General features: G+C 69.4%; 24 protein-coding genes, 1 tRNA gene and 1 pseudogene. 19 read left to right on the top strand and 7 right to left on the bottom strand.

All coding sequences use genetic code 11. The features are described 5' to 3' along the window. Positions 1-1,011 (top strand): alpha-ketoacid dehydrogenase subunit beta, encoded by a 1,011-nt coding sequence (locus HWX58_RS07300; protein ID WP_175986399.1) that lies wholly within the window; start codon positions 1-3, stop codon positions 1,009-1,011. Continuing rightward, positions 1,008-2,384: a dihydrolipoamide acetyltransferase family protein gene (locus HWX58_RS07295; RefSeq protein ID WP_175986397.1), complete on the top strand. Its 1,377-nt coding sequence runs from the start codon at positions 1,008-1,010 to the stop codon at positions 2,382-2,384. The genes HWX58_RS07300 and HWX58_RS07295 overlap by 4 nt, the downstream gene beginning before the upstream one ends. A gap of 36 nt (positions 2,385-2,420) precedes the next feature. Here the strand turns inward: HWX58_RS07295 and HWX58_RS07290 are convergent, their stop codons facing one another. Next, entirely contained in the window at positions 2,421-3,008 is a 588-nt protein-coding gene (locus HWX58_RS07290) for a TetR/AcrR family transcriptional regulator (protein ID WP_175986395.1), read from the bottom strand. A gap of 111 nt (positions 3,009-3,119) precedes the next feature. On the opposite strand from HWX58_RS07290, the gene HWX58_RS07285 reads away from it, so the two are divergent. Genes HWX58_RS07285 through HWX58_RS07265 form a run of 5 tightly spaced genes read left to right on the top strand, consistent with a single transcriptional unit; the run spans position 3,120 to position 9,058 of the window. Further along, on the top strand, positions 3,120-4,673 hold the full coding sequence (locus HWX58_RS07285) for a carboxyl transferase domain-containing protein (protein ID WP_175986393.1): 1,554 nt from the start codon (positions 3,120-3,122) through the stop codon (positions 4,671-4,673). A gap of 6 nt (positions 4,674-4,679) precedes the next feature. Further along, positions 4,680-6,623 (top strand): acetyl/propionyl/methylcrotonyl-CoA carboxylase subunit alpha, encoded by a 1,944-nt coding sequence (locus HWX58_RS07280; protein WP_175986390.1) that lies wholly within the window; start codon positions 4,680-4,682, stop codon positions 6,621-6,623. Next, positions 6,620-7,768, top strand: coding sequence for an acyl-CoA dehydrogenase family protein (locus tag HWX58_RS07275; protein ID WP_175986388.1), 1,149 nt, complete (start codon positions 6,620-6,622; stop codon positions 7,766-7,768). The genes HWX58_RS07280 and HWX58_RS07275 overlap by 4 nt, the downstream gene beginning before the upstream one ends. Continuing rightward, positions 7,765-8,253, top strand: a complete 489-nt coding sequence (locus HWX58_RS07270; protein WP_175986385.1) for a MaoC family dehydratase — start codon at positions 7,765-7,767, stop codon at positions 8,251-8,253. Before HWX58_RS07275 ends, HWX58_RS07270 begins: the two co-directional genes overlap by 4 nt. Continuing rightward, the gene (locus HWX58_RS07265) at positions 8,249-9,058 is read left to right on the top strand and encodes an HpcH/HpaI aldolase/citrate lyase family protein (protein WP_175986634.1); all 810 of its coding nucleotides are present in this window, start codon (positions 8,249-8,251) and stop codon (positions 9,056-9,058) included. Before HWX58_RS07270 ends, HWX58_RS07265 begins: the two co-directional genes overlap by 5 nt. Here the strand turns inward: HWX58_RS07265 and HWX58_RS07260 are convergent. The 3 genes from HWX58_RS07260 to HWX58_RS07250 all read right to left on the bottom strand — a co-directional run bounded on the left by HWX58_RS07260 (position 9,055) and on the right by HWX58_RS07250 (position 11,529). Continuing rightward, the gene (locus HWX58_RS07260) at positions 9,055-10,029 is read right to left on the bottom strand and encodes an IS481 family transposase (RefSeq protein ID WP_175986383.1); all 975 of its coding nucleotides are present in this window, start codon (positions 10,027-10,029) and stop codon (positions 9,055-9,057) included. The genes HWX58_RS07265 and HWX58_RS07260 overlap by 4 nt on opposite strands. A 91-nt stretch (positions 10,030-10,120) precedes the next feature. Continuing rightward, positions 10,121-10,705 (bottom strand): histidine phosphatase family protein, encoded by a 585-nt coding sequence (locus HWX58_RS07255; protein WP_175986380.1) that lies wholly within the window; start codon positions 10,703-10,705, stop codon positions 10,121-10,123. Next, on the bottom strand, positions 10,702-11,529 hold the full coding sequence (locus HWX58_RS07250) for a Sir2 family NAD-dependent protein deacetylase (RefSeq protein WP_175986632.1): 828 nt from the start codon (positions 11,527-11,529) through the stop codon (positions 10,702-10,704). The genes HWX58_RS07255 and HWX58_RS07250 overlap by 4 nt, the downstream gene beginning before the upstream one ends. A gap of 43 nt (positions 11,530-11,572) precedes the next feature. Here HWX58_RS07250 and HWX58_RS07245 point away from each other — a divergent pair, with 43 nt between their 5' ends. Continuing rightward, positions 11,573-12,391, top strand: a complete 819-nt coding sequence (locus HWX58_RS07245; RefSeq protein WP_175986378.1) for a TrmH family RNA methyltransferase — start codon at positions 11,573-11,575, stop codon at positions 12,389-12,391. Here HWX58_RS07245 and HWX58_RS07240 read toward each other — a convergent pair. Further along, positions 12,388-13,218: an SGNH/GDSL hydrolase family protein gene (locus tag HWX58_RS07240; RefSeq protein ID WP_175986375.1), complete on the bottom strand. Its 831-nt coding sequence runs from the start codon at positions 13,216-13,218 to the stop codon at positions 12,388-12,390. The genes HWX58_RS07245 and HWX58_RS07240 overlap by 4 nt on opposite strands. A gap of 69 nt (positions 13,219-13,287) precedes the next feature. Here HWX58_RS07240 and HWX58_RS07235 point away from each other — a divergent pair, with 69 nt between their 5' ends. Continuing rightward, positions 13,288-15,030, top strand: coding sequence for a DEAD/DEAH box helicase (locus HWX58_RS07235; protein WP_175986373.1), 1,743 nt, complete (start codon positions 13,288-13,290; stop codon positions 15,028-15,030). Positions 15,031-15,166: 136 nt separating this feature from the next. Next, on the top strand, positions 15,167-16,264 hold the full coding sequence (locus tag HWX58_RS07230) for a VIT1/CCC1 transporter family protein (RefSeq protein ID WP_175986371.1): 1,098 nt from the start codon (positions 15,167-15,169) through the stop codon (positions 16,262-16,264). Positions 16,265-16,319: 55 nt separating this feature from the next. On the opposite strand, the gene HWX58_RS07225 is transcribed toward HWX58_RS07230, so the two are convergent. Next, positions 16,320-16,403, bottom strand: a tRNA-Leu gene (locus tag HWX58_RS07225). Between the two features lie 110 nt (positions 16,404-16,513). On the opposite strand from HWX58_RS07225, the gene HWX58_RS07220 reads away from it, so the two are divergent. Both HWX58_RS07220 and HWX58_RS07215 read left to right on the top strand, forming a co-directional pair. Then, on the top strand, positions 16,514-17,809 hold the full coding sequence (locus HWX58_RS07220; RefSeq protein WP_175986368.1) for a M20/M25/M40 family metallo-hydrolase: 1,296 nt from the start codon (positions 16,514-16,516) through the stop codon (positions 17,807-17,809). A gap of 45 nt (positions 17,810-17,854) precedes the next feature. Continuing rightward, a complete protein-coding gene (locus HWX58_RS07215) occupies positions 17,855-18,682 on the top strand; it encodes an undecaprenyl-diphosphate phosphatase (protein WP_175986366.1) in 828 nt (275 codons plus the stop codon). An 18-nt stretch (positions 18,683-18,700) separates the two neighbouring features. Here HWX58_RS07215 and HWX58_RS07210 read toward each other — a convergent pair whose 3' ends face one another. Further along, positions 18,701-19,555 (bottom strand): PAC2 family protein, encoded by an 855-nt coding sequence (locus tag HWX58_RS07210; protein WP_175986363.1) that lies wholly within the window; start codon positions 19,553-19,555, stop codon positions 18,701-18,703. Between the two features lie 118 nt (positions 19,556-19,673). On the opposite strand from HWX58_RS07210, the gene HWX58_RS07205 reads away from it, so the two are divergent. From HWX58_RS07205 to tatC, 7 genes and pseudogenes are all read left to right on the top strand, one after another. After that, complete coding sequence (locus HWX58_RS07205; RefSeq protein WP_284690601.1) at positions 19,674-20,354, top strand: HAD family hydrolase; 681 nt, start codon at positions 19,674-19,676, stop codon at positions 20,352-20,354. Then, positions 20,351-21,364: a tRNA (adenine-N1)-methyltransferase gene (locus HWX58_RS07200; protein WP_175986361.1), complete on the top strand. Its 1,014-nt coding sequence runs from the start codon at positions 20,351-20,353 to the stop codon at positions 21,362-21,364. Before HWX58_RS07205 ends, HWX58_RS07200 begins: the two co-directional genes overlap by 4 nt. Positions 21,365-21,374: 10 nt before the next feature. After that, positions 21,375-22,349, top strand: a complete 975-nt coding sequence (locus tag HWX58_RS07195) for an FKBP-type peptidyl-prolyl cis-trans isomerase (RefSeq protein WP_175986358.1) — start codon at positions 21,375-21,377, stop codon at positions 22,347-22,349. Further along, a pseudogene (locus HWX58_RS07190) lies at positions 22,349-23,333 on the top strand (helix-turn-helix transcriptional regulator). The gene HWX58_RS07195 and the pseudogene HWX58_RS07190 overlap by 1 nt, the downstream one beginning before the upstream one ends. Next, on the top strand, positions 23,333-24,295 hold the full coding sequence (locus tag HWX58_RS07185) for a helix-turn-helix transcriptional regulator (RefSeq protein WP_175986356.1): 963 nt from the start codon (positions 23,333-23,335) through the stop codon (positions 24,293-24,295). Before HWX58_RS07190 ends, HWX58_RS07185 begins: the two are co-directional and overlap by 1 nt. A 59-nt stretch (positions 24,296-24,354) precedes the next feature. Continuing rightward, the gene (gene tatA, locus HWX58_RS07180; RefSeq protein ID WP_175986353.1) at positions 24,355-24,612 is read left to right on the top strand and encodes a Sec-independent protein translocase subunit TatA; all 258 of its coding nucleotides are present in this window, start codon (positions 24,355-24,357) and stop codon (positions 24,610-24,612) included. 62 nt (positions 24,613-24,674) lie between these two features. Continuing rightward, the gene (gene tatC / locus HWX58_RS07175) at positions 24,675-25,436 is read left to right on the top strand and encodes a twin-arginine translocase subunit TatC (RefSeq protein ID WP_175986627.1); all 762 of its coding nucleotides are present in this window, start codon (positions 24,675-24,677) and stop codon (positions 25,434-25,436) included.

Raw genomic sequence — 25,436 nt, 5'->3', positions numbered from 1 at the left:
ATGACCCAGCTCACTCTCGGAAAGGCGCTCAACGCGGGCTTGCGCAAGGCCATGCAGGAGGACGACAAGGTCGTCCTCCTGGGCGAGGACATCGGCAAGCTCGGCGGCGTCTTCCGCATCACCGACGGTCTGCTCGACGAGTTCGGCGCGGCCCGCGTCATCGATACGCCCTTGGCGGAGTCCGGCATTGTGGGCACCGCCGTCGGCCTCGCCTACCGCGGCTACCGCCCGGTCGTCGAGATCCAGTTCGACGGCTTCGTGTACCCGGCGTTCGACCAGATCGTCTCGCAGGTCGCCAAGCTCCACTACCGCACACAGGGACGTGTCAAGATGCCGATCACGATCCGCATCCCGTGGGCGGGCGGCATCGGCGCGGCCGAGCACCACTCGGAGTCACCCGAGGCGTACTTCGTGCACACAGCGGGTCTGCGCGTCATCGCCGTCCCGAACCCCGAGGACGCCTACCGGTGCCTGCGTCAGGCAATCGCCTCGGACGATCCCGTGATCTTCTTCGAGCCGAAGCGGCTCTACCACCACAAGGGCGAGGTCGATCTGGACGCCTCGCTCGCAGACGCACCCCCGATGGGATTGGCGCGGGTAGTGCGCGAGGGGACGGATGCGACGATCATCACCTACGGTGCGATGCTCACCACCGCTCTGGATGCCGCATCCGCCGCCGAGGACGAGGGGCTCTCGCTCGAGGTGATCGACCTGCGCTCGATCTCGCCGGTCGACTACGACACGGTCGCGGCGTCCGTCCGCCGCACCGGACGAGTCGTCGTCGCGCATGAGGCCTCCCGCGAAGCCGGCGTCGCCGCCGAGGTCATCGCGAGCATCACCGAGCGGTGCTTCGAGTATCTCGAGGCGGCCCCTGTGCGCGTCACCGGGCACGACGTGCCCTATCCGCCCGCGAAGCTCGAGAAGTTCCACCTGCCCGACCTCGACCGGATCCTGGACGCCGTCGATCGGGTCCTCGACCGGCCGAACAGCCTGACGGGAGCCGAGTCATGATCCAGGAGTTCCGCCTTCCCGACCTCGGCGAGGGACTCGCCGACGCCGAGATCGTCCAGTGGCTCGTCGCCCCCGGCGACACCGTCACCCTCAACCAGACCCTGGCCGAGGTCGAGACGGCGAAGGCCGTCGTCGAGCTGCCGTCACCGTACGACGGAACCGTCACGACTCTGCACGCGGAGGCGGGTGAGACGGTCGATGTCGGCGCTCCGCTCATCGCGTTCGACGTCGCGGGGGAGGATCCTGCAGGACCCGCCCCGACGGGCGAGGCCGCAGCGGATGCGACGGAGACGGAGGTCGTGGAGGAGAAGACCCCGCCCAACCTCGTCGGCTACGGCGCCGCTCCGTCGAGCAAGGCGCGCCCTGCCCGGCGCGCACGGCGTGCCGGGGCCGCGGCGCCGGCGGCCGATACCGCCGTGCTCGAGGCGGCGCCGCACGACGTGCTGCCCGAGGCTCCGGCATCCGTCCGGGTGGGGGAGCGCCCGCGCTCCACCCCTCCCGTCCGTGCATACGCCAAGCGCCTCGGTGTGGACATCGTCCTCGTCGCCGCGGAGGTCGGCGACCGGGTGATCACCCGTGATGACATCGACGCGTACGCCGAGCGCGTCGGCGGGGTCACGGAGGCCCCTGCTGCCGCTCCTGTGGTCGCCTCCGTGTTCGTTGACGTTCAGGAGCGCGAGACGCGCATCCCGATCCGCGGTGTGCGCAAGCACACGGCTGCGGCGATGGTGCAGAGCGCTTTCACCGCACCGCACGTCACCACCTTCCACACCGTTGATGTGACCGCCACGATGGATCTCCTCGCGAGGCTCAGGACCGACCGCTCGCTGTCCGAGCACCGGATCGGGCCGCTCGTGGTCGTCGCCAAGGCCGTGTGTCTGGCGCTCAGCCGCACACCCGGCCTGAACTCGCGGTGGGACGAGGCTGCGGGCGAGATCGTCCAGCCGCACTACGTCGACCTCGGTATCGCGGCGGCGACGGAGCGCGGGCTCATCGTCCCGAACATCCGCGATGCGGAGCGGATGACGCTGTCGCAGCTGGCGGATTCGATCGCGGCGCTGACGCAGACGGCGCGCTCGGGCAAGACTTCGCCCGCGGATCTCGCCGGAGGCACCTTCTCCATCACGAACATCGGCGTGTTCGGCATCGACGCGGGCACCCCGATCCTCCCACCGGGCCAGTCCGGGATCCTCGCCGTCGGTGCGGTGCGCCGGATGCCGTGGGAGCACCGAGGCGAGATCGCACTGCGTCAGGTGATGACGCTGAGCCTGTCGTTCGATCACCGCATCGTCGACGGCGCGGAGGGTGCTCGGTTCGTCAAGGACGTCGCAGACATCCTCGAGGAGCCGGGACGCGCGATGCTGATGGGGTGACGCTGTGCTCGCCGCCTGATGTCCGGCTCAGCCGCGTCAGGCGACGAGCGCAGCCAGCGCCATCGATGACAGCAGCGCAGCGGTCGACTTCTTCGACCGGGATGCCGCACGCGTGCTGTGCGGTGTCGAGTTGATGAGTCCGAAGCACGCCTGCACGCGCATCCGCAGCTCATCGGCGGGCGCCTCGTGCACCGGTGCGAGCGCCGCGATCCAGAGATCGATGTACTCGCGCTGCAGTCGCCGCACCTCGGCATGGTCCTCGCTCGAGAGATGGGCGAGATCACGATCGTGCACGCGGATGACGTCGGCTTTGCCCAGTGCGAAGTCGACGTGGAAGCGGATCAGCGCGCGGATGCGGTCATCCGCGGTCACCGCCTCCGAACAGACGCGGGTTCCACCGCTGACGAGGTCCTCGCTGACCTTGACGAGCACGGCGCCGAGCAGCGCCTGCTTGCCCGCGAAATGGCGGTACACGGCGGGACCCGACACGCCGACGGCCGTACCGATGTCTTCGAGGCTCACCCCGGAGTACCCGCGCTCCGCGAACAGCCGCGCGGCCTCGGTCAGGAGCGCGTCCGCGCGCTCGGCCTTGGCGCGGTCCCGTGCCGTGAGAGGGGTTGTCATTTCAGTTAACGCTCGCTAACCTAAATCATCGGGTTAGTGAACACTAACCGAAAACGTGCGCCGTACGCCACTGTGTGACGAGCTGCCGTGTGAGTCGAGGAGGACGCCAGGATGCCCGTGACACAGGAGTCACTCGCCGCCGAGCTGCGCGACAGGCTGAGCGCCGCCGCGGTCGGAGGACCGGAGGCGTCGCGGGCGCGGCACGTGGCACGCGGCAAGCTGCTGCCCCGGGACCGGGTGTCGCGACTGCTCGACAAGGGCAGCCCGTTCCTCGAGGTCGCCCCGCTCGCAGCGGACGGCCTGTACGGCGGGGAGGTGCCCGGCGCCGGCGTGATCGCCGGAATCGGCCTCGTCCATGGCCGCCATGTCATGGTGATCTGCAACGACGCCACGGTCAAGGGCGGCACCTACCTGCCCATGACCGTCAAGAAGCACCTGCGGGCCCAGGAGATCGCGCTGGAGAACCGGCTTCCCTGCCTGTACCTGGTGGACTCGGGCGGGGCCTTCCTGCCCAAGCAGGACGAGGTCTTCCCCGATCGCGACCACTTCGGCCGGATCTTCTTCAACCAGGCGCGGATGAGCGCTGCGGGGATCCCGCAGCTGGCCGCCGTCCTCGGATCGTGCACCGCCGGCGGCGCCTACGTGCCGGCCATGAGCGATGAGACGGTGATCGTCCGGAACCAGGGGACGATCTTCCTCGGCGGTCCGCCGCTCGTGAAGGCGGCGATCGGCGAGATCGTCACCGCCGAGGAACTGGGCGGGGGCGAGCTGCACGCACGCCGATCGGGTGTCGTCGACCACCTCGCCGAGGACGACGAGCATGCCCTCGAGATCCTGCGCGACATCGTCCGCACGCTCCCGGCTCCGGCCGAGCCGGCGTGGGAGGTCACGGCATCCAGGGCCCCCGATGAGACATCGAGCCTCTACGACGTCGTCCCAGTCGACGTGAACGCGGCCTACGACGTGCACGAGGTGATCGCACGTCTCGTGGACGGCGACTCCTTCCGCGAGTTCAAGTCCGAATACGGCACGAGTGTCGTGACCGGATTCGCCCGGCTGCACGGGCATCCGATCGGCATCGTCGCGAACAACGGCGTCCTGTTCAGCGAGTCCGCGCTCAAGGGCGCGCACTTCATCGAACTGTGCGATCAGCGCGGCATCCCGCTGCTGTTCCTCCAGAACATCACCGGCTTCATGGTCGGATCCGATGCCGAGGCCGGGGGCATCGCGAAGGACGGCGCCAAGATGGTGACGGCCGTCGCGACCACGCGCGTGCCGAAGCTGACCGTGATCATCGGCGGATCGTTCGGTGCCGGCAACTACTCGATGTGCGGGCGCGCGTACTCGCCGCGGTTCCTGTGGACCTGGCCCGCCAGCCGCATCTCGGTCATGGGCGGGAACCAGGCGGCATCCGTGCTCGCGACGGTCAAGGAGGACCAGCTCGCCGCACGCGGCGAGTCGTGGTCGCAGGACGAGCGCTCCGCCTTCGAGGAGCCGATCCGCGCCCAGTACGAGGCGCAGGGCGAGCCGTACTACGCGACGGCGCGCCTCTGGGACGACGGCATCATCGATCCCGATCAGACGCGCGATCGCCTCGGCCTCGCGCTCGACGTCATCGCACGCACCCCGCTGCCCGAACCGCGCTTCGGCGTCTTCCGGATGTGATCCCCCATGACATTTGAGACCGTGCTCGTCGCCAACCGCGGCGAGATCGCCCGACGCATCATCCGCACGCTCCGCTCGAGCGGGCTGCGCAGCGTCGCCGTGTACAGCGACGCCGATGCGGACGCCCCGCACGTGCGGGAGGCGGACACCGCGATGCGGCTTGGACCGGCACCGGCGGCCGAGTCGTACCTCGACGTGGACGCGGTCATGCGAGCCGCGCGAGAGAGCGGAGCACAGGCACTCCATCCCGGGTACGGGTTCCTCTCCGAGAGCGTCGCGCTGGCTCAGGCCTGCGCAGAGGCCGGGATCGTGTTCATCGGTCCGTCGACCACGGCGCTCAAGATCATGGGCGACAAGGTCACCGCCCGCGAGCAGGTCGCCGCCCGCGGCGTGCCGGTCGTGCCGGGCTTCGACGCGACGGGGCTCTCCGACGACCAGATCGCCGTACGCGCCGCTGACGTCGGTTACCCGCTGCTCGTCAAGCCCAGCGCCGGCGGCGGCGGTAAGGGCATGGAGGTCGTCGTCGACGAGACCCACCTGGATGCCGCTCTCGCCTCGGCACGGCGCGTCGCGAAGGCGGCGTTCGCGGACGACTCGCTGCTGCTCGAGCGGCTGATCGCCCGCCCCCGTCACATCGAGGTGCAGGTGTTCGGCGACGTGCACGGCACGGTCATCGCCCTCGGCGAGCGCGAGTGCACGCTGCAGAGAAGGCATCAGAAGGTCATCGAGGAGGCGCCCTCGGCCGGACTCTCAGGTGAGGTGCGCGAGCGGCTCTTCGACGCGGCGGTCCGTGCCGCTGAGAGCGTGTCGTACGTCGGCGCCGGAACCGTCGAGTTCCTCGTCGACGCGGATGCTCCGGACGAGTTCTTCTTGATCGAGATGAACACGCGACTGCAGGTGGAGCATCCGGTCACCGAGGAAGTCACCGGGCTCGATCTCGTCGCGCTGCAGCTCGCGGTCGCAGCGGGGGAGCGGGTGCCGTCCGCACCGCCCGTGACCGGGCACGCCGTCGAGGCGCGCATCTACGCAGAGTCCCCCGAGCGGGGGTTCCTGCCGCAGGCGGGGAGCATCCTGCGCTTCGACGCGCCCTCCGACGTGCGTGTGGATGCCGCCATCGAGACGGGCAGCGAGGTCACCGGCTTCTACGACCCGATGATCGCCAAGGTCATCGCGCACGGAGCCGATCGTGCCTCCGCGCTGGCGCAGCTCGATGCTGCAATGGCGGAGACCGTGATCCTCGGCGTGGAGACGAACATCGCCTTCCTGCGAGCACTCGTGACGAACGAGCGCGTGGTCTCGGGAGACCTCGACACCGCGCTCATCGAGACGCTGCTGCCTGTTTCGCCCGCCGCGCCGTCGGCGGGCATGCTGGCGGCCGCGAAACAGGCCTTGCGCGACGAGGCAGGCCGTGCCACGGCCCGTTTCGACGGGCAGGACCCGTCTCGCAGAGCTGGCCGAGTGTGGGCGGCGCTGACGGACGCGGGGGCACGGGACGTGGCATTCCTCACGGATGCGGGTGACGTCGTGGATGCGGGCGACGCGGAGGCAACGGCATCCCTTCCCACCGCGATCGATGCCGACGGCGCCGTCTGGGTGAGCGAGGCGGGGCGCTCGGTGCGGCTGCGACCGCTCGACCGTCGCGCACGGATGCTGCAGCGCCTCGCCGCTCGAGAGTCCGCCGCCGCAGCGACCCATCCTGAGGCCCGCGCTCCGATGCCCGGCAATGTCGCGGCCGTGCACGTCGAGGACGGCCAGACGGTCGCGGCGGGCCAGCCGCTGGTCTCGATCGAGGCGATGAAGATGGAGCATCCCGTGCTCGCGCCGCACGACGGCACGGTGCACCTGTCCGTCGCCGTCGGCGACCAGGCGCGCCGGGACCAGGTCGTCGCCACCGTCAGCGCCCGTGAACCCGGAGCACCTGTACCAGGAACAACCGAAGGAGCAGCATGACCATCGACCTCGCCGAGGAGGAGCTCGAACTCAGCGCCATGGTGCGCGAGTTCGCCGACACCGTCGTCGCGCCGCAGGCATATGAGGCCGATCGCACGCACACCCTGTCCATGGAGGTGGTCGCCCAGATGGGCGATCTGGGGCTGTTCGGGCTGCCGTTCCCCGAAGACGTCGGCGGACAGGGCGGCGACTACATGGCGCTGTGCCTCGCGATCGAGGCACTCGGCCGCGTCGACCAGTCGATCGCCATCACCCTGGAGGCCGGGGTCAGCCTCGGCGCCATGCCGATCTTCCGATTCGGGAGCGATGAGCAGCGCAGCGAGCATCTGCCCGATCTGCTCGCCGGCCGGGCTCTCGCCGGCTTCGGTCTCACCGAACCGGAGGCGGGCAGCGATGCCGGCGCGACCCGCACGACCGCCCGCCTGGACGGCGACGAGTGGGTGATCGACGGCTCGAAGCAGTTCATCACCAACTCGGGCACGCCCATCACGCGTTTCGTCACGGTCACGGCGGTGACCGGCAGCGCCGACGGGCGCAAGGAGATCTCGACGATCATGGTCCCCAACGGGACGCCGGGATTCGCGGTCGAACCCGCCTACGACAAGGTCGGCTGGCACGCTTCCGACACGCATCCGTTGACGTTCGACGGCGTCCGCGTTCCGGCGGAGAATCTCGTCGGCGAGCGCGGATCGGGATTCAAGAACTTCCTCAGCATCCTCGACGAGGGCCGCATCGCGATCGCCGCACTGTCCGCCGGTGCCGCGGAAGGATGCCTGGAGGCGGCCGTCGACTATGCCAAGAGCCGCACGGTGTTCGGGGCCGCGCTCAGCACGCGCCAGAACGCGCAGTTCACGCTCGCCCGCATGCGCGCCCGCGTGCACACAGCCCGGCTCGCCTGGCACCACGCGGCCCGGCTCCGCGATGCGGGCAAGCCGTTCGCGGAGGCTGCGGCGATCGCGAAGCTCACGGCGGGGGACGCGGCGATGGACAACGCCCGGGATGCGACCCAGATCTTCGGCGGCAACGGGTTCATGAACGAGTTCGCGGTCGGCCGGCACTATCGTGACTCGAAGATCCTCGAGATCGGGGAGGGGACGACCGAGGTGCAGCTGCTGGTGATCGCGCGCGGATTGGGGCTCATGTGACCGACACGGGTGAAAGAGACATCCTCCAGCGCGGCCTGTACTACGAGGAGTTCGAGGTCGGGGCGCGCTATCTCCACCGGCCGGGTCGGACGGCCACCGAGGCCGACAACGTGCTGTTCACGACGCTGACCATGAACACCCAGGCGCTGCATCTGGACGCCGCCTTCGCTGGAGAGCAGGAGTTCGGTCAGCGGCTCATGAACTCGATGTGGACGCTGTCGACCATGGTCGGCGCATCCGTCGCCCAGCTCACGCAGGGCACCCTGGTCGCGCAGCTCGCGCTCGGCGAGATCGCCTTCCCGCATGCGCTGTTCGCGGGTGACACGCTGTACACCGAGAGCGTCATCACGGACAAGCGCCGCTCGAACTCGCGCCAGGGGCAGGGCGTCTGCACGATCGCGCACACCGGTCGCAATCAGGACGGCGTGGTCGTCGCCACGGCTGTCCGCACCGTCCTCGTCCATTGCGCACCCGAGGGGGATTGAGGTGTTCGAGCTCGGCCCCGCGCTGCTGTTCTGCCCCGGTGACCGTCCCGAACGCTTCCGGAAGGCCGCAGAGCGAGCGGATGCCGTCATCCTCGATCTCGAAGACGCCGTCGCGCCGGATGCGAAGGGGGCCGCGCGGGACCATATCGCGGCATCCGACCTCGATCCCGCCCGCGTGGTCGTGCGCGTCAACGCTCCCGACACCGCGGAGTTCGAGGACGACCTCGCCATGCTCGCAGGATCGCCGTTTCGCACGGTGATGGTCGCCAAGACGGAGGACCCCTCCGCCCTGGACGCGTTCGACGCCTCGTTCTCGCTCATCGCGCTCTGCGAGACGGCCAGGGGCGTCAGCGCGGCAGCGGCGATCGCCGCGCACGACCGCGTGGCCGCCCTCATGTGGGGCGCAGAAGACCTCATCGCCTCCCTCGGCGGCACATCGAGCCGTCATGCCGACGGCCGGTACCGTGATGCCGCGCGCTACGCCCGGTCCCGCGTGCTCGTGGCGGCCGGCGCGCACGGAAAGTCGGCGATCGACGCCGTGCACATCGACATCGAGGACGTCGACGGCCTGGCCGCCGAGGCGGCGGATGCTGCGGCATCCGGGTTCCGGGCGACGGCATGCATCCACCCCGGCCAGGTCGCGACGATCAGGGCGGCTTACGCGCCGGATGCGGACGCGCTGGCATGGGCCCGCGCGGTCCTGGCGGCCGCCGAGGGGGAGCGGGGCGTCTTCCGCTTCCGCGGACGCATGATCGACGAGCCGCTGCTGCGGCACGCCCGATCGGTCGCCGCGCGCGGGGCCTAGATGTACTGACCTCGACCGTTGTTGATTCGGTCGATGGGGGTGCGGCCTCCGATGCCGAGGTGGTGCCTGTCTAGGTTGTAGTAGTCGAGCCAGGTCGTCAACCCTGCTTTTCGGTCGTCGTTCGAGCTCCAGGGGCGGGCGTAGGCCCACTCGGTGGCGAGGGTGCGGTTGAGGCGTTCGACTTTCCCGTTGGTCCAGGGGCAGTGCGGTTTGATGAACCGCTGTCGGATGCCGTGCGCGTCGACCACGGCCTTGAACGCGGCCGAGTGGCGGTAAGCGAACGCGTTGTCGCTGATGACGCGTTCGACTGTGACGCCGAGGCGCGCGTAGAACGCGATCGCGCGGTCGAGGACGCCCGCCGCGGTGGTGCCTTTCTCGTCGTCGTGGATCTCCGCGTAAGCAACTCGGGAATGGTCGTCGATGACGGTGTGCACGTAGTCGTAACCCAGGCCCCGCTTGCGCGCAGGACGTTGCCCGCGGCCATGCAGACGCCATCCGCCGCCGTCGGGGATACGGCCGAGTTTCTTCACATCGACGTGGATCAGGGACCCGGGATGATCATGCTCGTAACGCTGCGCGGATCGGCGGGTCGCGCGGATCACGGACCCCGTGACCGGGTCCAGCTCCCGCAGCAACGGCACGTGGTGGCGGCGCAACACCCTACCGACCGTTGAGGCCTGCAAGCCGAGCTTGTCAGCGATGAACACCGGCCCACGCCGAGTGAGGTGCCGCATGATCCGCACCCTCGCCTCCACGCACGCTTTGGTCTGGCGAGGGTGGGAGCGGGCGACGCTGGAACGATCGATCAGGCCCGCCGGGCCGCACTCCCGGAACCTGCGCCACCACCGCCACGCAGTCGTGCGGGAGATCCCCATTTCCGCGGCAACATGCGCGACCGCACGCCCCGACTCGATGCGCTGGACCATGATCAACCTGCCGGCCGGAGTCAGCCGGGCATTAGCGTGGGACACGAGAGACCTCCGTGGACTCGAGGGAACCTAGACAGCTCCAACTCGACTACGGAGGTCTCTCCTACGTCAACAACGATCCGGGTCAGTACACCTAGACGGTCAGCGGCTCCAGGAGCCGGAGCAGGCCCGGCGCCGCCTCGAAGCGGTGCAGGGAGCCGTTGCGGAGGATGTCGCCCTCGCGCGGGAGCGTGCCGCCCGAGGCATGATGCAGCAGCGACCGGATCACGCCGCCGTGCGTTACGACGATCACGGACTCCGCGCGCGGTGCCGAACGGCCCCGTGATGCCCTGGCGATGATGTCGAGTGCTCCGAGCGCTCGGTCGCGGACGACGCCGAGCGTCTCGGCGCCGGACGGCGCGACCTGCCAGTTCTCGAAGCGCTCGAGGTACTCGTCGACCAGCAAGCCCTCGCCCTCGCCGAACTCGCGCTCCCGCATGTCGTGCGACAGCTCGGGTTCTCCGAGCCCGAGGCGGACGGCGATGATGCGCGCGGTCTCCTGCGCACGCACGAGCGGGCTCGCATAGATCGCGTGGTGCTCGGTCGCGCCGAGTGCTTCGGCGGCCGCGGCGGCATCCGCCCGCCCTGTCTCGTTCAGAGCGATGTCGGTGGAGCCCTGGATGCGACGGGCGAGATTCCAGTCGGTCTGTCCGTGGCGGACGAGTGTGATGAGGGTCACCGGAGCAGCTCCTGCAGCTTGGGGATCACGTCACCCGTGCCGCCGGTGAGGACGACGTGAGCCCACGGGTCGGCGCGCGTGGGCTCGCGGTTGACGATGATGAGCGGGATGCCACGGCGACGGGCGCGCTCGACGAGCCGCACGCCCGAGTTCACGACGAGCGACGAACCGGCGACGATCAGCGCCTCGCTGCCGCGCAGCATAGACTCAGCAGCGCGGAACCGGTCGGGGGGGACGAACTCGCCGAAGAAGACGACATCGGGCTTGAGCATCCCTCCGCAGACCGTGCACGCCGGCACGACGAAGCCGTCGCTGCTCTCGGGTGCGACGTCGCCGTCGGGGTTGAGGACGATGTTCTCCGGCACGGTGATCCAGGGATTGAGCTCCTCGATCTGCGTGGCGATGTCGCGGCGATCGAACACCTGGCCGCAGCGCAGGCACAGGACGCGGCGCATCGTGCCGTGCACCTCGACGACATGGGAGCTGCCGGCGCGCAGGTGCAGGCCGTCGACGTTCTGGGTGATGATCCCCGACACGAGATCGTCGCGCTCCATCTGGGCGAGGGCGAGATGCGCCCCGTTCGGCTGTGCGGACGCGAACGCCCGCCAGCCGAGGTGCCCTCCGACCCAGTACCTGCGCCGTGCGGCCTCGTCGGCGAGGTAGCGCTGACCCGTCATGGGATCGGCCCGCGTGCGCGCGCCCTCGCCGCGGTAGGCGGGGATGCCGGAATCAGTGGAGATGCCCGCTCCCGTGAGGACGGCGATGCGGCGACCGCGGAGGAGTTCGGCGGAGCGTTCGACGCCGTCTGCCAGCTCGGCACTCATCGTCACGCTCACGGAACCTCCACGTCGAGTCTACGGTGAGGAGATGCACATCGAGCACGTCCAGGACGCCGCAGACCCGCGTCTGGCCGATTACCGCGGTCTCACCGACACGGCGCTGCGCAGCGTCCAGGAGCCAGGCGGCGGCCTGTACATCGCCGAATCCGCGAAGGTCATCGAGCGCGCCGTCGCCGCAGGCCACGCTCCGCGCTCCGTCATGACGCAGCAGCGCTGGGTGCCCGGGCTCGAGGAGATGCTGGCCGAGCTCGATGTTCCCGTGTACGTCGTACCGGATGCCGTCGCGGAACAGGTCACCGGCTTCGCTGTGCACCGCGGGGCCCTGGCCTCGATGCATCGGCCGGCTCTCCGCCCGCTCGACGAGGTCGGGCGCGACGCCCGCCTCGTGCTCGTGCTCGACGATCTGATCGAGCACACCAACGTCGGAGCGGCGTTCCGCGCGGCAGCAGGCCTCGGCGCGGACGCCGTGATCGTCAGCGCACGCTGCGCCGACCCGCTGTATCGCCGCAGCGTCAAGGTGAGCATGGGCACCGTTTTCCAGGTGCCGTGGACCCGGCTGTCAGCCGGCGCGTCGCCGGCTGAGGAGCTGCGGAACCAGGGCTTCGACGTCGCGGCGCTGGCGCTGCGCGACGACGCCGTGCCGCTGGACGCCTATGCCGCGCAGCGCCCCGCGAAGGTCGCGCTCATGCTCGGCACCGAGGGCGACGGGCTCTCCGCGGCGGCGCTGGCGGCGGCGGATGCCGTGGTCACGATCCCGATGCATGGCGGTGTGGACTCGCTGAACGTCGCTTCTGCGGCTGCCGTCGCGATCTGGGAGCTCACGCGCCCGGAGCGCGGATCCGGCTAGTCGTTGTCGGCGACGAGGATCACCGGAGACGGCTCGGGCCGCTTGGCCGAGACGGCGTCGCCGGACGACTGATGACGCAGGCGCCTGAGCACCCACGGCACCAGATGCTCGCGCGCCCAGCCGAGGTCCTCGGCTCTCGCCTCGCGCCACGTCCGCACGGGGAGCGGGTCGGGCTGCATCGCCTGCAGGTCGTTGGGCACATTGAGGGCGCGCAGCACCATGCGGGCGACCTCGTGGTGGCCGAGCGCGTTGTAGTGCAGACGGTCGTCGTCGAAGAAGCGCGCGTCCTGCACCGTCTTGAGCGCCCACTGGTCGGCGACGATGCAGTCGCGCCGTTCGGCGATCGCACGGACGTTCTCGTTGTAGATCGCGACCTTGCCGCGGAACGGGCGGAACACCGGTGTGAAGCCGGTGTCGATGCCGGTGAACAGGATGACCGCAGCTCCTGTGGATGCCAGCCGCGACACGGCATCGTCGAGCTGCGCCGCGATCTCGTCGGGGTCGGTGCCGGGGCGGATGACGTCGTTGCCGCCCGCGCAGATCGAGATGAGGTCCGGCCGCAGGGCGACGGCCGGCTCGATCTGATCGGCGACGATCTGCGCGATCAGCTTCCCTCGCACGGCGAGGTTCGCGTAGGCGAAGTCGTCGACCTGCGCGGCCAGGACCTCGGCGACGCGGTCGGCCCAGCCGCGGTGCCCGCCCGGCGCATTCGGATCGGGGTCGCCGATGCCCTCGGTGAACGAGTCGCCCACGGCCACGAATCGGTGCCAGGGGTGCGGCCCGTCGTTCGCGACGAACGGTGTCCTGGAGGATTCCGGGTCTGTCATCACTTGCTCCTTCGACAGGCATCGAGCCTAGTACGCCCCATGTCTGCGACAGCGATTACCCTTGATCCGATGCTCTCTCCGTCCTTCCCCCAGCGCGCCCCATGGGGGACGGCGGACAAGCTCCGTGCGTGGCAGCGGGAGGCCCTGGACCTCTATTTCACGCGGGATCAGCGCGATTTCCTCGTCGCTGCCACCCCCGGTGCAGGCAAGACCACGTTCGCGCTCACGCTCGCGGTGGAGCTCCTGCGCCTGGGCGAAGTCAATCGCGTGATCGTGGTGGCGCCGACCGAGCACCTGAAGACGCAGTGGGCCGACGCCGCGGCGCGCGTGCACATCCGCCTCGACCCCCGGTTCAAGAACAGCCACTGGGCACCGTCGCGGCAGTACCACGGCGTGGTCGTCACGTATGCGCAGGTCGCGGCCAAGCCGTCGGTGCACCGCCACCTCACCGAGGACGCGAACACCCTCGTGATCCTCGACGAGGTGCACCACGGCGGAGATGCCCTGAGCTGGGGCGACGGCATCCGCGATGCCTACGGCCCCGCCAAGCGCCGGCTGTCGCTGTCGGGTACGCCGTTCCGCAGCGACACGGCGCCCATCCCGTTCGTCACCTACGCGCCCGATGAGTCCGGTGCGCGCATCTCGACCACCGACTACGCCTACGGCTACGGCAGGGCCCTCGCCGACGGCGTGGTGCGGCCCGTGCTGTTCCACATGTACTCCGGCAAGATGCGCTGGCGCACCAGCGCCGGCGACGAGCTCGAGGCCAACCTCGGGCAGGACAACACCAAGGACGTCACATCCCAGGCGTGGCGCACGGCCCTCGACCCCGAGGGGGAGTGGATGCCGGCCGTCCTCTCGGCGGCGGATCGCCGACTGACGGAGATCCGCCATCACGTTCCGGATGCCGGCGGGCTGGTGCTCGCGACAGATCAGACCGTCGCCCGCGCCTACGCGAAGATCCTGCACAGCATCACCGGTCAGCAGCCGACGATCGTGCTCTCCGACGACGCGACGGCCTCTGAGCGCATCGAGAAGTTCAGTCAGAACGACTCGCGGTGGATGGTCGCCGTGCGCATGGTTTCCGAAGGCGTCGACGTTCCTCGACTCGCGGTGGGCGTGTACGCCACCTCATCCTCGACGCCGCTGTTCTTCGCGCAGGCGATCGGCCGATTCGTGCGAGCCCGGCGCCGCGGCGAGGCTGCGAGCGTGTTCCTCCCGAACGTCCCGGTGCTCATGGGCCTCGCGAACGAGCTCGAGAAGCAGCGCGACCACGCTTTGGATCGTCAGAGCAAGGACGACGACGGCCTCGAGGACTCCCTGCTGGAGAGCGCCAACCGCGAGGAGGAGGCGTCGGACGCCCTCACTCAGGAGTTCAGCTATCAGGCGATCTCTTCGCTTGCGCATTTCGACCGGGTCGTCTTCGAGGGCAAGGAGTTCGGCCAGCTCGCAGAACCGGGCACGCCCGAAGAGGAGGAGTTCATCGGCATCCCCGGCCTCCTCGAGCCCGAGCACGTGCACGAGCTGCTCATGCACCGCCAGTCCCGGCAGTCCAAGCTCCGTGCCGCGCGCGAGGCCGCGGAGGGCCCGGAGCAGACGACGACACTGCCGCCGCCGCTGCACCGGACCCTCCGGGAGCAGCGTCAGCTCCTCAACAGCCTGGTCGGTCTCTACGCACGACAGGCGGGAGAACCGCATGGCGCCGTGCACGCCGAGCTGCGCCGGTTGTGCGGGGGACCGGCGGTCGCGCAGGCCACGGTCGCCCAACTGCAGCAGCGCATCGATCTGCTGCGCAAGCGCGTTCGCTCCTGATCGGTCCCTGAGCCTGTCGAAGGGTTAGGAACCCCGAAATGCTGGCAATCCGGGGATTTCGGGGTGGTGCGCGACCACCCGCGGCTAGCGTTGAGAGTGCCGGAGGGCATCCTTTCCCACTCGACCTGGAGGACATATGAGCGCGCCCGCAAGCGCCCAGCCCACCGAGGCCGATCGACGCCGTTGGACGCGCTACCTCGTCGAGGAGCGCGCCGAGGGCCTGGTCTACCAGAAGCTCGCCGACCGCAAGACGGGGGAGGAGCAGGAGATCCTGCAGAGCCTCGCCGACGCCGAGCGGCGCCACGAGCAGCACTGGCTCGAACTGCTCGGCGGCGAACCATCCAGACTCCCCAAGGCCGGGATACGGACGAGACTGCTGGCCTGGATGGCCGGGCGGTTCGGTTCGATCTTCGTGCTCGCCTTGGCGCAGAACGCCGAGGCGCGCTCGCCCTACGACACCGAGACCTACGCGACACCGGCGATGCGTGCGGACGAGAAGATCCACTACGAGGTCGTGCGCGGTCTCGCCGCTCGTGGACGCCGACGTCTGTCCGGGTCGTTCCGGGCCGCGGTGTTCGGTGCGAACGACGGCCTCGTCAGCAACCTCGCCCTCGTGCTCGGCATCGGAGCCACGGGCGTCTCGTCGAGCTTCGTGCTGTTCAGCGGCATTGCGGGCCTCCTGGCCGGCGCCCTGTCGATGGGCGCAGGAGAGTTCGTGTCGGTCCGATCGCAGCGCGAGCTCCTCGCCTCGACCGAGGCCAACGAAGACGCCGCGCAGTCGGCCGGCGACCTCGACATCGACGAGAACGAGCTGGCGCTCGTCTATCGGGCGCGCGGGATGGATCAGGGCGAAGCGCTTGCCCGCTCCCGCAGGATCATCGCGGCCGCTCAGGAGGGCGTGCGCCGCACGACGACCGGACCGATCCGTGCGCACCTCGGTGCCGATCACGAGATCGTGGGCAGCGACTGGACTGCTGCCCTGTCGAGCTTCGCGCTGTTCGCCTCCGGTGCGATCATCCCCGTGCTGCCCTGGATCTTCGGCCTGCAGGGACTCACGGCGATCCTCGTGGCTCTGCTTCTCGTCGGTGTCGCGCTGCTGGCGACCGGCGCCATGGTCGGGATCCTGTCCGGCGGTCCGCCGCTGCGCCGGGCGCTGCGTCAGCTGGCGATCGGGTTCGGCGCTGCCGCGATCACCTACGTGCTCGGCCTCGTGTTCGGCGTCGGGGCGGTCTGACCCGGCTGCCGGCAGATACGAGAAAAGCCCCCGGTGAAGGGGGCTTTTCTGTCTGTGCGCGGAGCGGGACTTGAACCCGCACGCCCTATTCGGGCACTAGCACCTCAAGCTAGCGCGTCTACCATTCCGCCACCCGCGCAGGTGGTGAAGGCCGTTGCCGACCGAAGAGAAACATTACCAGGTTTCCCGAGCGCCGACGAACCGGGACGCGCCCCGGGCGCGCCGATGCGCCTTCGATAGCCTGGAGGCATGTCCGACCCGCAGCATCCTGAGGTCGCCCTCATCGCGCGCGACCTGATCCGCATCGACACGTCGAACTTCGGCGGCGGACGGGCTGCGGGCGAGCGCGAGGCGGCCGAGTACGTCGGCGCGTACCTCGAGTCGGTGGGCCTGACGCCGGAGTATTACGAGCCGGTCCCGCGCCGCACCAACGTCATGGCGCGCGTGCCCGGCCGTGATCCGAGCAAGCCCGCGCTCGTCGTCCACGGTCACCTCGACGTCGTCCCCGCGATGGCGGAGGACTGGAGCGTCGACCCGTTCTCGGGCGAGATCCGCGACGGGATGCTGTGGGGCCGCGGCGCCGTGGACATGAAGAACATGGACGCCATGATCCTCACCTCCGTCGCCGACATCCTGCGCGCAGGGGAGCAACCGGAGCGCGACCTCGTCCTGGCGTTCTTCGCCGACGAGGAGAACGGCGGCGTGGAGGGCTCCGCGCTCGTCGTGAAGGACCGTCCCGAGTGGTTCGCAGGCGCCACCGAGGCGATCAGTGAGGTCGGCGGGTACTCCATCTCGGTCGACGACCGCCGTGCGTATCTGCTGCAGGTGGGGGAGAAGGCGCTCATCTGGATCCGGCTCGTCGCACAGGGCCGCGCCGGGCACGGCAGTCGTCTGCACGAGGACAACGCCATCGTGAAGCTCGCCGGCGCCGTGGCGGCGATCGGAGCGGCCCGCTGGCCGATCCGCCTGACGCCGACGACCGAGGCGCTGCTGCGCGGTCTCGCCGACCTCACCGGCGGTTCGCTCGATGACCCCGACGCCCTCGCGAGCGCCGCCGGTCCCGCCGAGGCGTTCCTGCGCTCGACGTTGCGCACGACGACGAACCCCACGGTGCTCACCGCCGGGTACAAGCACAACGTGATCCCGGAGCGCGCCGAGGCGCTCATCGACGTCCGGGTGATCCCCGGCACGGAGGACGACGTGCTCGCCGAACTGCAGCGCATCGTCGGCGACGACATCGTCATCGAGACGGTCGTCCGCGACATCGGCATGGAGACGCCGTTCGCCGGTCCCCTCGTCGACGCGATGGTCGGGGCATTGGGCCGTCACGACCCCGGCGTCCCCGTCATCCCGTACCTGCTCGGGGCGGGGACGGACAACAAGGCGCTCACGACGCTCGGCATCACCGGCTACGGCTTCGCGCCGCTGCGGCTGCCCGCGGATCTGGACTTCACGGGGATGTTCCACGGCGTGGACGAGCGCGTGCCCGTAGAATCGCTTGTCTTCGGTCAGCAGGTGCTGACCGACCTCCTGCGCACGTACTGACGCGCTCCGCAGACGTCACACCCCGCAACACCAGAAGGCCAACGCATGCATCTGCTCGAAGCGCTGTTCCTCGGCATCGTCCAGGGACTCACCGAGTTCCTCCCCATCTCATCCAGCGCCCACCTGCGCATCGTCGGGACCTTCACCGGCTCCGGCGAGGATCCGGGAGCGGCGTTCACCGCGATCACCCAGATCGGCACGGAGGCCGCCGTCGTCGTCTTCTTCTGGCGCGACATCGTCCGCATCATCGGGCACTGGTTCCGGTCGCTGGTCGGCAAACTGCCGCGCAACGATCCTGACGCCCGCATGGGCTGGCTGATCATCATCGGCAGCATTCCGATCGTGCTCCTCGGGCTCCTGTTCCAGGACCAGATCGAGACGGTTCTGCGGTCGATGTGGATCGTGGCGATCATGCTCATCGCCTTCGGCATCCTTCTCGGCATCGCCGACCACGTCGGCGCCAAGCGACGCCGCCTCGACCAGATCACCTACCCGCACGGCATCCTGTACGGCTTCGCCCAGGCCCTCGCGCTGATCCCCGGCGTCTCGCGCTCGGGTGGAACCATCACGATGGGGCTGTTCCTCGGGTACGAGCGGGCTGCGGCGGCGCGCTACGCGTTCCTGCTCGCGATCCCCGCGGTGTTCGGCAGCGGCTTCTACCAGGTGTTCAAGAGCTGGGACGCGCCCGATCAGTACTTCACGATGGGCGAGACGATCGCCGCGACCGGCATCGCGTTCGTCGTGGCGCTGGGCGTGATCGCGTTCTTCATGAACTGGATCTCGAAGCGGAGCTTCCTGCCGTTCGTGATCTACCGGATCCTGCTCGGTGTCACGCTGCTCGTGCTGCTCAGCACCGGCGTGATCGCCGGCTGAGCCTGTCGATGCGGGAGGCTACTTCTTGCGGTCGCCGGGGCCGTCGTCGCGGCGGCGGAGGTAGCGCTCGAACGCCTGGGCGATCGCGTCGCCCGACGCCTCGGGCGAATCCCACGTGTCGCGCGTGCGCTCGAGCTGGTGGATGTACTCGGTCATCTCCTCGTCGTCCGCCGCAGCGGCGTCGATCGAGGCCTCCCAGGTCGCGGCATCCGTCCGAAGGCCCTCGCGCGGCATGTCGACGCCGGTGAGCTCCTCGAGCCGGTCGAGCAGCGCCAGCGTCGCCTTGGGCGACGGCGCGGCCGACGCGACGTAGTGCGGCACACTCGCCCACAGGGTGGCGCTCGGGATGCCGGCGCCCTCGGCGAAGTGCTCGATCACGCTGAGGATGCCGACCGGGCCCTCGTACAGCGATCGCTCGAGGCCCAGCGACTCGCGCACCTGCTCGTTGGAGCTCGCGGCGAAGATCGAGATCGGCCTGGTGTGCGGCACGTCCGAGAGCATGGCGCCGAGGAGGATGAAGCCCGTGACGTCGTCGCGAAGCGCGATGTCGATGAACTCGTTCGCGAACGCCTGCCAGGTACGGGCGGGTTCGACGCCGGTCAGCAGCCAGAACTCCGGTGCGCCGGCGACAGGTTCCCCGCGCGGGCGCCAGAGCGCCGCCTCCGGCCAGCGCAGTTCGCGCCTGCCCGTGGCATCCATCTTCGATGACGGCCGGGTGTACTGGTAGTCGAAGTAGAGCTCGGGGTCGACGGAGTGGACGAGCTCGTAGTCGCCGCTCTCGCGTAGGGCCTCGACGGCGCCGCTGGCGGCCTCGCCGGCGTCGTTCCAGCCGTCGAAGGCCACCACGACGATGCGGTCTCCGAGTGCATCCATCCGGTCTCTCCCTTCGACGACGGAATGCGGTTATCCCTCCAGGCTAGCCCGCCCCCGGCGCTCCCGGCGGTGCACCCTGCCGGACAGCCGCGAAGGATCCCCCGGATAGCATGGTCGGGTGAGTCAGAAGCCGCAGGCAGTCCTCTGGGACATGGATGGAACGCTGGTCGACACCGAGCCGTACTGGATGGCGTCGGAGACCGCACTGGTCGAGTCGTTCGGCGGAACGTGGTCGCACGAGCAGGCGCTGCAGCTCGTCGGCAGCGGGCTGAACGAGAGTGCGGAGATCCTTCGAGCCGCGGGCGTCGACATGGCAGGCGACGCCATCGTCGACCACCTCACGGATGCTGTACGCCGGCTTCTCGAGACGCGCGGCGTGCCGTTCCGGCCGGGAGCGCGGGAACTGCTCCGCGATCTCCAGGACGCCGGCATCCCTTCTGCGCTCGTCACGATGTCCCTCGGCCGGATGGCTCGCAGCGTCGTCGACCTCATCGGCTTCCCCGCCTTCGACGTCGTCGTTCCCGGCGACGAGGTCGACCTCCCCAAACCGCACCCCGAGCCGTATCTGAAGGCGGCGCGGCTCCTCGACATCGACATTGCCGAGGCGCTCGTGATCGAGGACTCCCCGACCGGGCTGCGCGCAGGGCTCGCTTCCGGTGCCGTCACCCTCGGCGTGCCGCACATCGTCCCGCTCGACGGGCTCGGCGCCCACGCGCTGTGGCCGACGCTCGAGGGGCGCACGGCGTCCGACCTGATCGATCTGCACTCCACGGTCACGAGCGCGGGGGTGCGCGGATGACCGCCGCGTCGCGCCCCAGCGGTCCGTTCCGCGAAGGGGACCGGGTCCAGCTGACCGGGCCCAAGAACCGGCTGCACACGATCACGCTCACTGCCGGCGGCGAGATGCACACGCACCACGGCGTGCTCTTCCACCGCGACTTGATCGGCCTGCCCGACGGATCCGTGGTGACCAACAGCTCGGGTCACGAGTACCTGGCTCTGCGGCCGCTGCTGCGCGACTTCGCGATGTCGATGCCGCGGGGAGCTGCGATCGTGTACCCGAAGGATGCCGCGCAGATCGTCATGCAGGCCGACATCTTCCCCGGGGCGACGGTCGTCGAGGCCGGGGTCGGTTCCGGTGCGCTGTCGCTGTCGCTGCTCCGGGCGATCGGCCCGTCCGGGCGTCTGGTGTCGTTCGAGCGACGAGACGACTTCGCCGATGTCGCACGGTCGAACGTCGAGACGTTCTTCGGTGCCACCCCGGACACCTGGGACGTCGTCGTCGGCGACCTGCAGGCCGCCCTGCCCGATGCCCTTCCGGCCGGGAGCGTCGATCGCGTCGTGCTCGACATGCTCGCGCCTTGGGAGGTCATGGATGTCGTCGCCGATGCTCTGACGCCAGGGGGAGTGGTGCTCTGCTACGTCGCCACGGCGACGCAGCTCTCGCGGGTCGCGGAGTACATCCGCGGCACCGGATGCTTCACGGATCCCGACGCCTCGGAGACCATGGTGCGCGGCTGGCACGTGGAGGGCCTCGCCGTGCGCCCCGACCACCGGATGGTCGCCCACACCGGATTCCTCCTCACGGCGCGACGCCTCGCACCGGGGACGATCGCGCCGGAGGTCAAGCGCCGAGCATCGAAGTCCAGCTACGGCGACGAGGACGTCGAGCTGTGGACGCCGGGGGCGGTCGGTGACCGCGACATCACCGACAAGAATCTGCGCAAACGCGCCCGGGAAGCGGCCAAGGCCGCCGAGGGAGCACGCCGGGCCGCCGCGTCGCGCGACGGAGACGGGTCTGCGCAATAGACTGGAGCGCGTGCGTAAAACCTCAGCCGCTCTGGCCACACTCGCCCTCGCCGTCATCGCTCTGACGGGATGCGCCGCCGGGCCCGCCTATCAGGGTGCGAGCTGCGACCGGGCTACCGCGAGCAGCGGCGTCGAGGATCTCGCGAACATCTCGGGCGAGATCGGCACGAAGCCGGATGTGGAGCTGTTCACGCCGGTGGGCGGCGAGTCCAGCACGTTCGGCGACGTGGTGGTCGGCGACGGGCGCGCACTGACGAGCCCCAGCCAGAGCGCGGTGTTCGAGTTCTCGCTGTTCTCCGGCAAGACCGGTGAGCCGATCGCCGGCACCGCGTACGACGACGAGCAGGCGAGCCTGGCCAGCGTCGGATACTGGGAGCAGATCGTGCCCGCATTCGGCGCGGCTCTCGAATGCGCGACCGAGGGCACCCGCGTGCTCTCCGTCGTCACCCCGGATGACTTCGGCGCGGCCAACCTCCAGGGCTTCGGCCTTGACGCCGACGAGCCCGTCGTCGCGGTGTTCGATGTCGTGAAGGTGTTCCCCAGCCGCGCCGAGGGCTCGCTGCAGTACAACGATGCAGCCGGCATGCCGACCGTGGTCCGTGCCGCCGACGGGCGTCCCGGGGTCATCGTCCCCGACAGCGCGGCGCCGACCGATCTCACTGTCCAGACCCTCATCAAGGGCGACGGGCAGAAGGTCGCCGAGGACGACAGCATCCTCGTCAACTACACCGGAGTCCTGTGGGACGAGCGCACCGTGTTCGACTCGTCCTGGGACCGGGGCACGGCCGCCACGTTCGACCTGGCGGGTGTCATCCCCGGCTTCACCCAGGGGCTCACGGGCCAGACCGTCGGTTCGCAGGTGCTCCTCGTGATCCCGGCAGAGCTCGGCTACGGTGAGGAGGGCGGCGGTTCGGTGCCCGCGAACGCGACGCTCGTCTTCGTCGTCGACATCCTCGGCATCGATCCTCCCGCCTCGGCGCAGTGATGGCCGCCCGGATCCCGCCCGAAGAGCGTCAGACGAATCTCGTCGTGGCGCTCATGGCCACGGAGATCGGGCTGACCAAGCAGCAGATTCTCGACAGCGTGTCGGGCTATCGTCAGCGCGCCGAGACCGGCACGAGGACCGACGCCCTCGAGAAGATGTTCGAGCGCGACAAGGACGAGTTGCGCACGCTCGGCGTTCCGATCGAGACGATCGGCGACTCGAGCGACCCGAACGACCTGCGCGAAGCGCGGTACCGCATCCCGAAGGCCGAATACGACCTGCCGGCGGACATCTCGTTCAGCGCTGCCGAGCTCGCCGTGCTGCAGCTGGCCGGAAGCGTGTGGAGCGCGGAATCCGCCTCGGCAGACGCGCAGGCCGGCGTCCGCAAGATCCGCGCACTGGGGATCGACGGCGATGAACCGATCATCGGGTTCGCCCCGCGGATCACCACCCGGGGAGCAGCTTCGCCCCGTTGCAGACGGCGATCGAGGAATGCCGGATCGTCGCTTTCGAGTATCTCAAGCCCGGGAGAGCGCTTCGCGCAGGCGGACCGTCGCGCCGCTCGCCCTGCTCGATTTCGAGGCCCGCTGGCACGTGTACGGCATCGACCAGGATGCCGATGGAGAGCGCACGTTCCTCCTCAGCCGGATCGTCGGCGAGGTGTCCTCGACGCGCAAGAGCTTCGACCCTGCGTTGCGCGACGGCGCGGGCGAGCGCGCCCTCGCAGGCCTCGAAGATGTCGCCGCGCGTCATTCAGCGCTACTGGAGATCACACCGGGCACCGAGGCGGCGCTGCGGCTGGGGCGACGGGCGACCCCGGCGACACAGGGGTTCAGCATCCCCTACGTCGACGTGCACATCCTCGCCGACGAGCTCGCGTCGTACGGTCCCGAGGTCAGGGTGGTCGATCCGCCGCAGCTGCGCGACGCGGTGGTCGAACGGCTGACGGCGATCGTCGCCGCCCATGCAGGAGAGGGGGAGTGATGGCGGACAAGCCCAAGCCCCTGCTCGCAGCGGATCGCGTGCGCGCGTACCTGACGCTCGTGCCGTATCTGCTCGAGCGCGGACAGGTCTCGCTCGAGGAGGCGGCCCGCGAGTTCGCGGTGTCCACGACGGACATGCGCGGCATGATCGAGAAGCTCACCGTCATCGGACTGCCCGGCGACAGCGGCTATTGGCAGCAGCCGCACGAGCTGTTCGACATCAACTGGGATCTTCTCGACGACGAGGACGTCATCGAGATCACGAACGACGTCGGGCTCCGCCGTGTGCCCCGCTTCACCGCACGCGAGGCGGCGGCGCTGCTCGCAGGGCTCCAGATGGTCGCGGCGGTTCCCGCCGTCTCCGACTCCGGCCTGGTCGCGGGCCTGCTCGCGAAGCTCGCGCGCGCCGCGGCGAACGCTCCTGCCGAGGTCGTCATCGCCCCGGGCGCGGTTGACGAGGTGCGCGACGCGGTCGCGTCGGCGCTGAAGCAGGGCGTCGCGGTCTCGTTCCGCTATCAGGCGCCGGATGCCGCGCCCACGACGCGCACGGTCGACCCGATCCAGGTGCTCATCACCGACGGCCAGTGGTACCTGCAGGGCTGGTGCCACCTGCGCAAGGCCATGCGCACGTTCCACCTCGACCGGGTCAGCGAGCCCGCGCTGACCGACATCCCGATCACGCACGCCGACACGCCGGTGCCGGACGGCTTCGGGACCGGCGATGCCGAATCCGAGGTCACGGTGCGCATCCCCGGGCGCCTCGTGCCGCTGCTGGGCGACTACGTCCGCGCGGACAACGCGACAGAGGACGGCGACGACGTGATCGTCCGCATCCGTCTGTCCGATCCGCGCGCCATCAAGCGGGTCGCCGCGCGCTTCGGCGGTCAGCTCGATGTCGTCGAACCCGAGATCGCGCGCACCGCGACGCGGGAATGGGCCGCGGCCGGACTCGCCCTGTACTGACGGCGCCGACCCGAGTGACGCAGGTAGACTGGACGAAACCCCGATCTTAGGAGAACGGTATGCTCGGCAACCTCACGGGCTGGCACCTGCTCGTCCTCGTCCTCGTCATCCTGCTGCTGTTCGGGGCTGCGAAACTTCCTGCGCTTGCGAAGAGCATGGGTCAGTCGGCCCGCGTGTTCCGCGGCGAGATGAAGGCGATGAAGGAAGAGGACTCCGTGGCTCAGCCGGCCGCAGATTCCACCGTCGCCGACACGCACACTGACAGCAGCACCGCGCACCGGAACGACGGCAGCGCTCCCAACAACCCGACCAGCTGACGACGGTGACCGCGATCGACAAGAAGTCGGCCGCGAGTGACAGACCACGCAATGAACGCCGGATGTCGCTCGGCGCGCACCTCGTGGAGTTGCGTCGACGGCTGATGATCTGCGCAGCGGCGCTCATCGTCGCGATGATTATCGCGTTCTTCGTGACGGATCCGATCATCCAGTTCATCACAGCACCGGTCGATCGGATCGCCCAGGAGCACCCAGAAGTCGTCGTGGGACTCACGTTCTCCTCTGTGACGGCACCGTTCGATCTGCGCATGCGCATGGCGTTCTCCATCGGAATCTTCCTCGCCGCACCGATCTGGTTGTGGCAGATCTGGGCGTACATCATGCCTGGTATGACCCGCAAGGAGATCAAGTACACGATCGGTTTCGTCGCGGCTGCGATCCCACTGTTCTTCGCAGGGTGCTACGTGGGCTCTCTCGTCGTCCCGCACGTCATCGAACTCATGGCGAACTTCACGCCGGAGGGCGCGAACAACCTGTACGAGGGCAAGCTCTACTTCGACTTCATCCTCAAGCTCATGCTCGTGCTCGGCGTCTCGTTCGTCCTCCCGGTCTTCCTCGTCGCGTTGAACGTCGCCGGCATCATCAGCGGCCGAGACATCATCAAGGGCTGGCGGGTGGCGGTTCTCATCGCAACCGTTTTCGCCGCACTGGCGACGCCGGCTGCCGATGTCGTGAGCATGCTGCTGCTCGCCGGGATCCTCGTGGTGCTCTTCTTCGCCGCTGCTGCGCTGTCGATGATCTTCGACAGACGGAGGAAGAAACAGATGAAGGCCGACGGCCTCCTCCCAGAAACGGACGCATGA

The sequence above is a fragment of the Microbacterium tenebrionis genome, assembly GCF_903645325.1.
GTDB classification, from domain to species: domain Bacteria; phylum Actinomycetota; class Actinomycetes; order Actinomycetales; family Microbacteriaceae; genus Microbacterium; species Microbacterium tenebrionis.
Note: the sequence above shows the minus strand (reverse complement) of the source record. Positions and strands in the feature narration are given on the sequence as shown.

Excerpts from the sequence above, each read along its gene's own strand:
- HWX58_RS07300 (WP_175986399.1), top strand. The coding sequence starts at position 1 with ATGACCCAGCTCACTCTCGGAAAGGCGCTCAACGCGGGCTTGCGCAAG.
- HWX58_RS07295 (WP_175986397.1), top strand. The coding sequence starts at position 1,008 with ATGATCCAGGAGTTCCGCCTTCCCGACCTCGGCGAGGGACTCGCCGAC.
- HWX58_RS07290 (WP_175986395.1), bottom strand. The coding sequence starts at position 3,008 with ATGACAACCCCTCTCACGGCACGGGACCGCGCCAAGGCCGAGCGCGCG.
- HWX58_RS07285 (WP_175986393.1), top strand. The coding sequence starts at position 3,120 with ATGCCCGTGACACAGGAGTCACTCGCCGCCGAGCTGCGCGACAGGCTG.
- HWX58_RS07280 (WP_175986390.1), top strand. The coding sequence starts at position 4,680 with ATGACATTTGAGACCGTGCTCGTCGCCAACCGCGGCGAGATCGCCCGA.
- HWX58_RS07275 (WP_175986388.1), top strand. The coding sequence starts at position 6,620 with ATGACCATCGACCTCGCCGAGGAGGAGCTCGAACTCAGCGCCATGGTG.
- HWX58_RS07250 (WP_175986632.1), bottom strand. The coding sequence starts at position 11,529 with ATGAGTGCCGAGCTGGCAGACGGCGTCGAACGCTCCGCCGAACTCCTC.
- HWX58_RS07245 (WP_175986378.1), top strand. The coding sequence starts at position 11,573 with ATGCACATCGAGCACGTCCAGGACGCCGCAGACCCGCGTCTGGCCGAT.
- HWX58_RS07240 (WP_175986375.1), bottom strand. The coding sequence starts at position 13,218 with ATGACAGACCCGGAATCCTCCAGGACACCGTTCGTCGCGAACGACGGG.
- HWX58_RS07235 (WP_175986373.1), top strand. The coding sequence starts at position 13,288 with ATGCTCTCTCCGTCCTTCCCCCAGCGCGCCCCATGGGGGACGGCGGAC.
- HWX58_RS07230 (WP_175986371.1), top strand. The coding sequence starts at position 15,167 with ATGAGCGCGCCCGCAAGCGCCCAGCCCACCGAGGCCGATCGACGCCGT.
- HWX58_RS07220 (WP_175986368.1), top strand. The coding sequence starts at position 16,514 with ATGTCCGACCCGCAGCATCCTGAGGTCGCCCTCATCGCGCGCGACCTG.
- HWX58_RS07215 (WP_175986366.1), top strand. The coding sequence starts at position 17,855 with ATGCATCTGCTCGAAGCGCTGTTCCTCGGCATCGTCCAGGGACTCACC.
- HWX58_RS07210 (WP_175986363.1), bottom strand. The coding sequence starts at position 19,555 with ATGGATGCACTCGGAGACCGCATCGTCGTGGTGGCCTTCGACGGCTGG.
- HWX58_RS07200 (WP_175986361.1), top strand. The coding sequence starts at position 20,351 with ATGACCGCCGCGTCGCGCCCCAGCGGTCCGTTCCGCGAAGGGGACCGG.
- HWX58_RS07185 (WP_175986356.1), top strand. The coding sequence starts at position 23,333 with ATGGCGGACAAGCCCAAGCCCCTGCTCGCAGCGGATCGCGTGCGCGCG.
- tatA (WP_175986353.1), top strand. The coding sequence starts at position 24,355 with ATGCTCGGCAACCTCACGGGCTGGCACCTGCTCGTCCTCGTCCTCGTC.
- tatC (WP_175986627.1), top strand. The coding sequence starts at position 24,675 with ATGTCGCTCGGCGCGCACCTCGTGGAGTTGCGTCGACGGCTGATGATC.